Annotated in this window: 10 protein-coding genes; 6 read left to right on the forward strand and 4 right to left on the reverse strand. The window is 52.5% G+C overall.

Annotated features, from left to right (window positions below; genetic code table 11):
• Positions 1-164: 164 nt before the first annotated feature.
• Both CHB92_RS03965 and CHB92_RS03970 read right to left on the reverse strand, forming a co-directional pair.
• Positions 165-914 (reverse strand): ParA family protein, encoded by a 750-nt coding sequence (locus CHB92_RS03965; protein WP_089317860.1) that lies wholly within the window; start codon positions 912-914, stop codon positions 165-167.
• Positions 915-1,008: 94 nt separating this feature from the next.
• Positions 1,009-1,503 (reverse strand): SixA phosphatase family protein, encoded by a 495-nt coding sequence (locus tag CHB92_RS03970; RefSeq protein WP_089317861.1) that lies wholly within the window; start codon positions 1,501-1,503, stop codon positions 1,009-1,011.
• A 160-nt stretch (positions 1,504-1,663) separates the two neighbouring features.
• Between CHB92_RS03970 and topA the strand changes: the two genes are divergently transcribed.
• The 3 genes from topA to CHB92_RS03985 all read left to right on the forward strand — a co-directional run bounded on the left by topA (position 1,664) and on the right by CHB92_RS03985 (position 5,664).
• Positions 1,664-4,111 carry a type I DNA topoisomerase gene (gene topA, locus CHB92_RS03975; protein ID WP_089317862.1) on the forward strand — a complete coding sequence of 816 codons (2,448 nt, stop codon included), beginning with the start codon at positions 1,664-1,666 and terminating at the stop codon, positions 4,109-4,111.
• 164 nt (positions 4,112-4,275) lie between these two features.
• The gene (locus CHB92_RS03980; RefSeq protein WP_089317863.1) at positions 4,276-4,971 is read left to right on the forward strand and encodes an SIR2 family NAD-dependent protein deacylase; all 696 of its coding nucleotides are present in this window, start codon (positions 4,276-4,278) and stop codon (positions 4,969-4,971) included.
• Between the two features lie 231 nt (positions 4,972-5,202).
• Positions 5,203-5,664, forward strand: a complete 462-nt coding sequence (locus CHB92_RS03985; protein WP_089317864.1) for a DoxX family protein — start codon at positions 5,203-5,205, stop codon at positions 5,662-5,664.
• A 65-nt stretch (positions 5,665-5,729) separates the two neighbouring features.
• Here the strand turns inward: CHB92_RS03985 and CHB92_RS03990 are convergent, their stop codons facing one another.
• The gene (locus CHB92_RS03990) at positions 5,730-6,032 is read right to left on the reverse strand and encodes a ferritin family protein (protein ID WP_089317898.1); all 303 of its coding nucleotides are present in this window, start codon (positions 6,030-6,032) and stop codon (positions 5,730-5,732) included.
• A gap of 101 nt (positions 6,033-6,133) precedes the next feature.
• Positions 6,134-7,207, reverse strand: coding sequence for an o-succinylbenzoate synthase (locus CHB92_RS03995; protein WP_089317865.1), 1,074 nt, complete (start codon positions 7,205-7,207; stop codon positions 6,134-6,136).
• 218 nt (positions 7,208-7,425) lie between these two features.
• Here CHB92_RS03995 and egtB point away from each other — a divergent pair, with 218 nt between their 5' ends.
• From egtB to CHB92_RS04010, 3 genes are all read left to right on the forward strand, one after another.
• Positions 7,426-8,697 (forward strand): ergothioneine biosynthesis protein EgtB, encoded by a 1,272-nt coding sequence (egtB, locus tag CHB92_RS04000; protein ID WP_089317866.1) that lies wholly within the window; start codon positions 7,426-7,428, stop codon positions 8,695-8,697.
• Between the two features lie 4 nt (positions 8,698-8,701).
• Entirely contained in the window at positions 8,702-9,715 is a 1,014-nt protein-coding gene (gene egtD, locus CHB92_RS04005) for an L-histidine N(alpha)-methyltransferase (protein WP_089317867.1), read from the forward strand.
• 112 nt (positions 9,716-9,827) lie between these two features.
• Positions 9,828-10,937 carry an aminotransferase class I/II-fold pyridoxal phosphate-dependent enzyme gene (locus tag CHB92_RS04010; RefSeq protein WP_089317868.1) on the forward strand — a complete coding sequence of 370 codons (1,110 nt, stop codon included), beginning with the start codon at positions 9,828-9,830 and terminating at the stop codon, positions 10,935-10,937.
• The last annotated feature ends 176 nt before the right edge of the window (positions 10,938-11,113 follow it).

Consider the following 11,113-nt stretch of genomic DNA (forward strand, 5'->3'; position numbering starts at 1 on the left):
TTTTTACCTAAGGCCATAATTTCAGGGTTGGAATGGGTCTCTCAGAACTTTCTGCTGTGGCACGAGGCAACATGGCTCATGTGTGGCAGCAAAAGGTTATCTGTTCAGTGCAATTTAATCAAAAAAGGTCAGGTATAAAACCAGTAGCGGCACTACCATGACAATCAAACGCTTAAATACTCCTCTGCCAGGGCTCCATAGTCTGCGGCTCCTTTCGACGAAGGGTCGTAGTCTATAATGCTTTGTCCAAAAGAGGGCGCCTCGGCCAACTTCACGTTCAGCCTGATCTGGCTGTTAAAAATGTTCTCCTTTACATTCGTGCGCAGGTAGTCGAGCACCTCCTGACTAAGCTTCCGGCGCACGTCGAACATCACCACTACGATACCCCTCACTTTTAGTTGGGGGTTAAAAGCATTTTGCACCTTCTCCACTGTGTTCAGAATCTGGTCCAGGCCCTGCAGGGTCAGCACTTCCATTTGCAGGGGGATCAGAACTTCCTCTGCCGCGGTAAGCGCGTTCAGCGTGAGGACCGACAAAGAGGGCGGGCAATCGATCAGCACATAGTCAAAGTCGGTGGCTTCTGCCAGGATGCGCTTCAGGAACATTTCCCGTTCAGGTTGTGTCACCAGGGAGATCTCAATGTCTACCAGTTCGTTGGAGCCAGGCGCAATCCAGAGCCCGTCTTTCTCCAACAATATATCCAGGAGGGCTTTATTGCCCAGGAAAACGTCGGCCAGGGTAGCCGCAGGGGATGTTACAGCTAAGGAGTAAGAGAGATTGCTTTGTGGGTCGAGGTCAACCAACAGTACTTTTTTGCCTCGCTTACTCAAGGCGCTGCCCAAGTTGATCGTTGTTGTTGTTTTGCCAGTGCCGCCTTTCTGATTGATCACGGCCACCACCTTTGGTTTCATCATGTAGTGTAGCTCTTTAGGAAACAACACGCAGGTGCTTCCACCACTAAACTATCGAATTTCTCTAAAAACAGGAAACTATATATAGGAACCAACGTTACTGCACCTGCTCCATATTGTGGCTGAGCAACACGCCTGTTTGCACGTGTATGTCCTCCCACTGCTCCAGGCTTAAGGCAACTGCCACCACGTTGGCGGGCTCGAGGTAAGAGAGCATCTGCCCTGTCAGTTCACGGGCAAGGCGGGTAACGCCGGGGTTGTGTGCCACCAACAAGACCTGTTTTGCCTCGTTTGGCAACTCGGCCAGGCAGTTTAACAGCTGCGACTCACGGGCATTATAAAGATCAGGGACGTAACTTATATCCTCCTGGTCAAAGTACAAGCGGCCAGCAATGATCTGGGCCGTATCGTTTGTGCGTTTGGCAGGGCTCGCCAGCAGGGCATCAATCTTTGAAAAATTTTCCCGAAGCCATTTACCCGTTTCTTTTGCCTGTTGCAAGCCCTGGGGCGTTAGTTCCCGCTCAAAATCCGGTTGGAGTGGGAAGGGGTCTGCAGCTTCGGCGTGGCGGCAAATGAGTAAGGTTCTTTGCATAAACAGTTAAATACCGTATAGTTGTAAAAGTAGTTTGTGCTGAACTACGGCTTGTTTTCCGGTTGTTAAACCTATGTTATACGAATGAGGTTGTATTTGTTGAGAAAAAAATTTGAACTTTGGGCAAATTTCTGGCTCAACTCGCCTGTAAAGATATAGAATGATAAAAAACTTAGTCATAGTAGAGTCGCCTGCAAAGGCAAAAACAATAGAGGGGTATTTAGGGAAGGACTTTGTCGTGAAGTCAAGCTTCGGCCATGTGCGGGACTTGCCGAAAGGCAACAACGCCATCGATGTGGAGCACGGCTTTAAGCCGACCTACGTTGTCTCCAGTGATAAAAAGGAAGTGGTGTCGCAATTGCGTAAACTGGCGAAGGAGGCAGAGATGGTGTGGCTGGCATCGGACGATGACCGTGAGGGAGAGGCTATTTCCTGGCACCTGACAGAGGCCCTGAACCTGAACGACCAGAAAACACGCCGCATCGTGTTCCGCGAGATCACGAAAAACGCCATCCTGAACGCCATCAGCACTCCGCGGGGCATCGACATGGACCTGGTGAATGCCCAGCAGGCACGTCGCATCCTGGATCGCCTGGTTGGCTTTGAGCTGTCGCCGGTGCTGTGGAAGAAAATCAAAACGGGACTTTCCGCCGGCCGAGTACAGTCTGTGGCGGTGCGCCTGGTTGTAGAGCGGGAGCGGGAGATCGAGCGGTTCAACGCGGAGTCTTCTTTCCGCATTACAGCCAACTTTGACGTGGAGGGCCGTACGCTGGAAGCAGAACTGCCTAGCAAGTTTAAAACCGAGGAAGAAGCACAGGCCTTTTTACAGGCTTGCATCGGCGCGGACTATACCATTGAGAACCTGGAGAAAAAGCCGCTCAAGCGCAGCCCGGCTCCTCCGTTCACCACTTCTACCCTGCAGCAGGAGGCCAGCCGCAAACTGTACTTCTCTGTCGCGCAGACCATGACGGTAGCCCAGCGCCTGTACGAAGCAGGTAAAATCTCTTACATGCGTACAGACTCCGTAAACTTGTCTGACGAAGCCATTCAGGGTGCTACCCGCGAAATACAAAGCTCCTTCGGGGAGAAGTTTGTGAAGACGCGTCGCTTTAAGACCAAGTCGGCCTCTGCACAGGAAGCGCACGAAGCCATTCGCCCAACCGACTTTTCGCAAATGGTAGCCAGCAGCGACCGCAACGAGCAGCGCCTGTACGAGCTGATCTGGAAACGGGCCATTGCCTCCCAAATGGCGGACGCGGAGATCGAGAAAACCACCGTAACGATCGGTGTCTCCACACAACCTGAGCAAAAGCTACAGGCAACCGGTGAGGTCATCAAGTTCGAGGGCTTCCTGAAAGTGTACATCGAGTCGAAAGACGATGATGAGGATGGAGCAGATGAGGACGTGAAGGGCATGCTGCCCCCACTGCGCATAGGACAGCAGATAAACCTGCGCCAGATGCTGGCGACGCAGCGCTTTACACGCCCTGCCGCCCGCTACACCGAGGCGAGCCTGGTGAAGAAGTTGGAAGAAATGGGCATTGGCCGTCCATCGACCTATGCCCCAACAATCTCTACCATCCAGAAGCGAGGCTATGTGGAAAAAGACACCCGCGAGGGGAAAGAACGTTCTTATAAGGTCCTCACACTGAAAGACGGCAGCGTAGACTCCCAAACTAAAACTGAAATTACCGGGGCCGAGAAAGCCAAGCTTTTCCCGACGGACATGGCCATGGTGGTGAATGACTTCCTGGTGGACCACTTCCCGAACGTGATCGACTACTCCTTCACAGCCCGCGTGGAGGCCGAGTTCGACGAAATTGCCCAGGGCCAGAAAGAGTGGGAGAACATGCTGGACCAGTTTTACCAGAAGTTCCACCAGCGCATTGAGTCCAGTGAAAACATATCAAGGGCAGACGTTTCCGGGGCACGCGAGTTGGGCACAGACCCGGCAACAGGCAAGACCATTATTGCGAAGCTGGGGCGCTTTGGCCCTTATGTACAATTAGGCGAGGAGAATGAGGAAACCGGTGAAAAGCCCGTGTATGCCAGCCTCCGCAAAGGCCAGTTTATAGAGACAATTACGCTGGAGGATGCCCTGGAGCTTTTCAAGCTGCCGCGCGTGGTAGGCGCCTACGAAGACAAGGACATGACTGCCGCCATCGGCCGCTTTGGTCCTTACATCCGCCACAACAGCAAGTTCTACTCCCTGCCGAAGCACCTGGACCCTTTGCAGGTAACGGAGCAGGAAGCAATAGAATTGATTGAGGCAAAGCGTAAGGCGGATGCGGAAAAGCTTATCAAGTCCTTCCCGGAGAACGAAGAGGTACAGGTGCTTAATGGCCGCTACGGACCTTATATTGTCGTTGGCAAAAAGAACGTTAAGATCCCGAAGGGCAAAGAACCAGCCGAACTGACCCTGCAGGAGTGCCTGGATCTTGCCGAGGCCACCCCCGAGAAGAAAGGACGTGGAGGCTTTAAAAAGGCCGCTGCCGCCGATAAAGCGGAAAAGAAACCGGCTGCGAAGAAGCCAGCCGCCAAAGGGAAAACAGCAGCAAAAGCAACAACTAAAAAAGCGCCGGCCAAAAAGAAACCGGCAAGCAAATAAGCGAAAGCCACTCCTACAAGAGTGGCTTTCTTTTTTAGAGCATGAGGCTTTGGTTAAGCACCCCTGATCCGAAAAAGGGTGCTGGCGGTTGATAGCTTTAAACACAACTTTACAAATCCCCTGCAGGTACAGCCATAAAGAGTAGAAAACAGAAAAGAAGGCTTATGAAAAAGAAACTGGTGGTGTTAACAGGAGCTGGCATCAGCGCTGAGAGCGGGGTGGCTACTTTCCGCGATGCCAACGGCCTTTGGGAAGGACACGACGTGATGGAAGTTGCCTCACCGCAGGGCTGGCGTAAGAACCCAAAGTTGGTGCTGGACTTCTATAACCAGCGGCGCAAGAATGCCCATGAAGTGGCGCCGAATGCCGGACACCTGGCGCTGGCTGACCTGGAAAAGGACTTTGACGTGCGCATCATTACCCAAAACGTAGACAACCTGCACGAGCGGGCCGGGAGCAGCCATGTGGTTCACCTGCACGGCAAGCTGTTTGAGAGCCGCAGCACGCTTGATCCCGCCTTGGTGTACCCGATGGATGGCTGGGAGCTGAATCTGGGCGATAAGTGTGAAAAAGGGTCGCAGCTCCGGCCCAACATCGTGTGGTTCGGGGAGCCCGTACCCTTAATGGAAAAAGCGATAGAAGAGACCTTGCAGGCCGATATTTTTCTCGTAGTAGGCACCTCCCTGCTGGTGTACCCGGCAGCAGGCTTAGTTGATTTTGTACCGGAGGAGGTACCGGTCTTTGTGGTAGACCCCAAAATGCCTGAGCTTCGCAACCGTCCGAACCTGCACCTGTTCGAAGAAAAGGCCAGTACCGGCATGCAAAAGGTGGCGCAGGTGCTTCGTAAGAGTTATCGCTGAACTACCAGCGGTTTAAAAGGCCGCTTTGCTTAACCAAGGGGCTTTTGCAAAAAAGGCGTTCGGCTTTTTGACATCACCACTGGAAGAGGTTTCTTCAGCCCTTTGCCCCGCAAGCCCTTCTCTCCGTTAAGTAGAGCTGCAGCAGAAGATACCTCCGTGGCTAAAACGAAATATCAATTAGCTACAAAATCCGTACTGCCTTGTATTCCATAAAGTCCATAGATTAGGCAGATGAACTTTAAGCGCCGACTACTAAGCACCAATAACACCTGGAGCCTGACCCTACTCCGTAGCTTTTTAGGGATTGTCATTTTCCCACATGGCGCGCAGAAATTGTTTGGTTGGTTTGGGGGGCATGGCCCTACCGGTTTCCTGCAGGGGTTTGAGCAGATGTCCGGTCTCCCAGGCTTTCTGGGCTGGTTTATGATCATTATCGAGTTCGTAGGCTCCATCTGCCTGATACTGGGCTTTTGGACGCGCATCTGGGCCTTCGGCATGATTTGCCTTTTCATAGGCATCGTCCTGACAGTGCATCTGCCTTATGGCTTCTTTATGAACTGGGGCGGCAACCAAGCGGGGGAAGGGTATGAGTACCACCTCCTGGTAATCGGCATGGCCTGGGCACTGACTGTCGGCGGAGCCGGCAAGCTTAGTGTAGACCGGGCTATGGCGGATCAGGAGCGTACTTTCTAAAAACATGTAACAGGAGGAGCCGGAAATGCAACGCCTGCCTTTCCAACTCCTCCTGTTAGAGGCTGTTATTCTGCCTGCTCTCCTTTTTCTACGATATCTCCCTCAGAAAAAAGGATTTTCTTCATCATTTCGCGCCATTTCGGCTTTTTCCGGAGCAGAAACTCCAGGTCCATGCCAAAATGCTTAAACTCTTCATTCTGCGCATTCTGCATGATGGCTTTCGCCTCCTCGTCCTTTTCCACCGAAATACGCTGCTCATACCAGCTAATTGCCTCTGCTTCCTCAATAACGGAGGTGATCATGCGGGCAAAGGTGCGGGTCTTGTCTGATAGTTCGTGTGCCGGTTCGTGGTACTGTTCTGTAGGCATTTTCTGGTTTTTGAGGTTCAACTTCTACTCCCCTCCTTAACGCTTCCCCGCTTATCAAGGTTAGGACTTTTAAACCTGCGGTCCCCTTCCCTAACACTTCCTTAGTCTGTGTCTCCCCAGGCTTTACTCCCCCTGTACCACAAGTGGCCCTGTTCTATCTCTAAGGGCGAATCGATATTGTTATGATAGAGCTGGCCTGTGCCGAGCCCCTGCGGCAGGTTGGTAGTAAAGTTAGCGGTAAACTGGCTAATCGCATTCAGGCCTACGTTAGACTCCAGGGCAGAGGTCATCCACCAGCCTATGCCACGCTCCTCTGCCAGCCTGATCCATTCCGTACAGGCTGCAAAACCTCCGACCAATGTGGGCTTCAGGATGATGTACTGTGGCTTCACCCCTTCCAGCAATGTTATCTTCCTGTCCATCCGCTGTACCCCAATCAGCTCTTCGTCCAGGGCAATGGGAATGGGACTGTAGGCGCACAATTCGGCCATGTCCTCCTCCTGCCCCTGCTTTATGGGCTGCTCGATGGAATGTATGTCGTACTTAGCCAAGCGCTCCAGCTTTTTGTAAGCCTCCTGTGGCGAGAAAGCCCCGTTGGCATCCACGCGCACGGTCAGCTTCGATGCGTCCGCTGTCTCACGAATACGCTGCAGAATCTCCAGTTCCTGGCGAAAGTCCAGCCCTCCTATCTTTAGCTTCAGGCAATCATAGCCCTCCCCCAGCTTCCTTTCGATCTGCTGCCGCATAAAGTCCGGCTCCCCCATCCAAATCAGGCCATTGATTGGAACACCTCGCTTTCCCCGGCTAAAAGCATTATCGTAAAACAGGTGCCTTCCTCCCTGCTGCAGGTCTAGTAAGGCTGTTTCAAGGGCAAAGCGAAGCGCCGGCCATGCCTCTAGGTCAAGCGCCTCCGGAAAAGGCGTTCCAGCCTGTAGGGATACCGCTCCTGTATTTACCAGCCGGGTCACCTCCTTTATCTTTTGCTCCAGTTCGGGCCTGTAATCAATGCTTAAGCCCGCCAGCGGGGCACACTCTCCTGTCCCCACTATTGCCTGTTCCTCCTCCTGCCACAGCTTCAGATAATACACCTGGTGTGCAGTAATGGCACCCCGGGAAGTACGGGCATCAAACTTAAACTTAAGGGTATGGGGCGTATAGGACAGGCGTAAAGGCATAAAGTTGATTGTTGAGTTTTTGCAAGATAAACCACAAAGCACAAAAAAGACGTACCTAAGGACGAAGAAGAGGTTTTACACGCTACTTCCAGACGGAGACAAGCAAGCATTTGTTTTTGAGGCACTGACTCCACAGCAGCACTTGCCCTATTGAAGCCTGCCCAAGCCGACAAAGATGTAACGGTAGTCTTTCATGATTTCAGGAATTCCAAGATACTATGAGCATTCAGACATCCATCGCCACGCCTGCAATACAGCAACAGTACCAACAGATACGCGCCTTAACAGAGGCTATTTGCAGACCACTTGAACCGGAGGACACGGTGGTACAGCCCATCGTGGATGTAAGCCCCCCCAAATGGCACATGGCCCACACTACCTGGTTTTTCGAAACCTTTGTGTTGACGCCCTACCTGTCGGGCTACGAACTCTATCACCCGCGCTACAGCTTCCTTTTCAACTCTTATTATAACGCTGTAGGCAGTAGAGTGCAGCGCCACCAGCGTAGCACCCTTACCCGGCCGCCCCTGCGCGACATTTACGCCTATCGACAGCACGTGGACGAGCATGTGTATCAGCTCCTGCAGCAGATCCGGGACGAGGAGCTGGCAGAACTGCTTCCTGTCCTCCAGCTTGGCCTGCAACACGAGCAGCAGCACCAGGAGTTACTCGTAACCGATATCAAATACATCCTCAGCACGAATCCTCTCCTCCCTGTCTATCAACCGGCATCACAGGAGACAGACGCACGAGGCAGTACAGAAGCCCGTTTCCTGGAAGTGCCGGGCGGCTCTTATACGATAGGTTACCAGGGGGATGGCTTCTGTTTCGATAATGAGTTGGGGGTGCATGAGGTACGGATAGAAGATTTCCAGATCATGAACCGGCTGGTGACAAATCGGGAGTACCTGGAGTTTATGGAGGACGGCGGTTACAAGGACTTCCGCCATTGGCTGGATGAGGGTCTGGCCATGGTGCGGGCACAAAGCCTGGAGGCTCCGCTTTACTGGCTAAAGCAGGAGAACGAGTGGTACCGCTTCAGTTTGCATGGGCTGGAGAAGGTGAGACCAGAAGCTCCTGTTAGCCACATCAGCTTTTATGAGGCAGATGCCTATGCAAACTGGGCGGGCAAAAGACTACTGACAGAGTTTGAGTGGGAAGCAGCCTCCCAGGTATATCCTCCCCAATCCGGCAACTTCACCGACAGCCAGTTACTGGAGCCTTTACCTGCCGACCCTGCAAAGGACGGTCTGCAGCAGCTCTACGGAGACTTATGGGAGTGGACCTACAGCGCCTACCACCCCTACCCGGGCTTTACCAAGGCTCCCGGCGCTATTGGGGAGTATAATGGCAAGTTTATGATCAACCAGATGGTGTTGCGCGGCGGTTCCTGCGCTACCTCAGGGAGTCATATCCGTACTACCTACCGCAACTTCTTCCACCCCGACAAGCGCTGGCAGTTTACGGGCATCCGGCTAGCCAACAAGTAAGACAATGGAACCGAACAAGACAACAACAGCACCCCTGATTAACCTGAGCCAAAAGTTAGATGGCACCGAGGATACAGCTGCTTTTGCCCGCCATGTGGCAGAAGGCCTTAGTCAGACACAAAAGACCCTTCTTTCCCGTTATTTTTACGACGGCCAGGGCAGCAGGCTTTTTCAACAGATCATGGAGCTGCCTGAGTATTATCTTACCCGCTGTGAGTTTGAAGTATTACAGACCCACAAGCAAGCCATAGCCGCTCATTTTTCTGATCCGGGCTTTTTCCACCTGGTTGATTTAGGGGCTGGCGATGCACTGAAGACCAAAATACTGCTACAGGAGTTAACGCAAAGCCAAAAAGGGTTTGATTATGTTCCCGTAGACATATCAGGGGACGCCATGCAGCAGTTACGAGGCACCTTACAAAAAGAAATGCCCTTGCTAGAGGTACAAGCCGTGGTGGGGGAATACTTCAGCGCGCTGGACTGGATGCACCAGCATAAGCCAGACCGCAAAGTCGTGCTCTTTCTGGGCTCCAATATCGGTAACTTTAAGGAAGCAGAAAGCCAGAATTTCCTGCGCAGTGTGCGTCGCTATCTGAAGGCTGGCGACAAGTTACTACTCGGCGTAGACCTGCGGAAGGACCCAGAAACTGTTCTTAAGGCATACAGCGACGCCTCCGGGGTGACGGCTGCCTTTAATTTAAACCTCCTAACCCGCATTAACCGTGAGCTTGGCGGAAACTTTAACCTGGAGCAGTTCCGGCATTATGCCCTTTATAATCCGCAAGATGGGGTGATGCGCAGTTTCCTGGTCAGCAAAATAGAGCAGGAGGTGCACATAGGGGCACTACAGCAGTCTTACCATTTTGACGCCTGGGAGACCATCCATACCGAGAACTCCCACAAGTATACCCTGCCACAGGTTGAAGCGCTTGCGAGTGCCAGTGGTTTTAAAGTAGAGAAAGTGTTCCAGGACAAGCAGTGCCGCTTTGCCGATGTACTCCTGACAGTTGCTTCATGAAGGTTCCTTTCTGTTCAGTCACTTATTTTAGAGTTTCCTTTGTGGCCTTTGCTGCCGGTGCTTCACGTCCTGATAAAGTTTTTCAAATGTTAGCAATACACAAGCACAGCTTATGGACTTAATTACCCTTGCCTCTGGCGCCAGTTACTTCAGAAGCCCCGGCGCAGCGACGGCTGCTGCCATTGCTGCCTTACAAGCAGGCAAAACGGCTTATGGTCCTGCCGAGGGCACTTTGGAATTTCGTAGGGCGATTTGCGATATGTATAAAGCCCAGGGAGTCGAGTTATCGCCTGATCAAGTGCTCATTACCCCCGGCACCAAGCAAGCCCTGTTTAACCTGTTCAGCATCCTGTTGCGCCAAGGCGATGAGGTGGTGGTGCCCACGCCCGCCTGGTTCGGCTTTCATGAATTAATGAAGTACAGCCGTGGGAAGTTGGTGCCAGTGGAAACCAAGCTGGAGGAGCATTACAGGCTTACACCAGAAAAACTGCGTAAATCCCTTAGCAGCCGAAGCCGTATCCTGTTATTAACGAACCCCGGTAATCCAACGGGCCGCCTTTATACAAAAGCGGAACTCGAGGCCTTGCTGGAGGTGGTACAAGAGTATCCTGACCTATACCTGATTTCTGATGAAATATATGACCATCTTACTTACGGCGAGCCTGCTACTCCTCTCCTTTCCTGCCAGGGGGCGCCGCAAGAACGGAGTGTCCTCCTAAGTGGCTTCTCCAAGACTTTTGCGATGTCTGGCTGGCGCCTGGGGTTTATGGCAGGCCCGGAGGAACTGATCAAAAAGTGCACTGACTTCCAGGCGAGCACCTTGGCAGGTGTCAGCGTCTTTTTGCAGGATGCCGCGATAGCCACGCTGAATAAACGCGACAAAGCCCTCCCGCCGATGCTGGAAGTGCTGGCCCATAATCGCCAGGTTATGAAAGAAGGGCTTGACAGGATTCCTCACGTGCGCTTCTACCTGCCAGAGGGCGCCTACTATTTCTTCCCGGACCTGAGCCATTACTTGCACACAGAGACGCCTGGGGGCGAACCGGTTACAAGCACAATGGACCTATGCCGATACTTGAAAGAGGAGCATGGGGTAGAAATGGTGCCTGGAGACTATTTCGGAGCACCCGGCCATGTGCGCATGTCCTTTGCCATAGAAACAGAGCGATTACAAGAGGCGATGCAAAGACTGCAAGAGGGTTTGAGTGTATTGAAACAGTGAAAGACGTTTAGGCTTTGTCTGATGAATCAAACGATAGTTCATCCTGGCTTGTTAGTAAATCATGAGACGATACGAGTTAAATGATGAACAGTGGGGGAAGATATCGGATTTGTTTCCTGATAGTGAAGGACAGCGCGGGGGGCAGTGGAAAGATCATCGCATGGTGCTGAACGGAA

The organism is Pontibacter ummariensis (genome assembly GCF_900188175.1).
Classification (GTDB): Bacteria; Bacteroidota; Bacteroidia; order Cytophagales; family Hymenobacteraceae; genus Pontibacter; species Pontibacter ummariensis.

What these genes read in the sequence shown, in the direction of transcription:
- topA (WP_089317862.1), top strand. Translation starts at nt 1,664, where the DNA reads ATGATAAAAAACTTAGTCATAGTAGAGTCGCCTGCAAAGGCAAAAACA.
- CHB92_RS03990 (WP_089317898.1), bottom strand. Translation starts at nt 6,032, where the DNA reads ATGCCTACAGAACAGTACCACGAACCGGCACACGAACTATCAGACAAG.
- CHB92_RS03965 (WP_089317860.1), bottom strand. Translation starts at nt 914, where the DNA reads ATGATGAAACCAAAGGTGGTGGCCGTGATCAATCAGAAAGGCGGCACT.
- CHB92_RS04010 (WP_089317868.1), top strand. Translation starts at nt 9,828, where the DNA reads ATGGACTTAATTACCCTTGCCTCTGGCGCCAGTTACTTCAGAAGCCCC.
- CHB92_RS03985 (WP_089317864.1), top strand. Translation starts at nt 5,203, where the DNA reads ATGAACTTTAAGCGCCGACTACTAAGCACCAATAACACCTGGAGCCTG.
- CHB92_RS03995 (WP_089317865.1), bottom strand. Translation starts at nt 7,207, where the DNA reads ATGCCTTTACGCCTGTCCTATACGCCCCATACCCTTAAGTTTAAGTTT.
- egtB (WP_089317866.1), top strand. Translation starts at nt 7,426, where the DNA reads ATGAGCATTCAGACATCCATCGCCACGCCTGCAATACAGCAACAGTAC.
- CHB92_RS03980 (WP_089317863.1), top strand. Translation starts at nt 4,276, where the DNA reads ATGAAAAAGAAACTGGTGGTGTTAACAGGAGCTGGCATCAGCGCTGAG.
- egtD (WP_089317867.1), top strand. Translation starts at nt 8,702, where the DNA reads ATGGAACCGAACAAGACAACAACAGCACCCCTGATTAACCTGAGCCAA.
- CHB92_RS03970 (WP_089317861.1), bottom strand. Translation starts at nt 1,503, where the DNA reads ATGCAAAGAACCTTACTCATTTGCCGCCACGCCGAAGCTGCAGACCCC.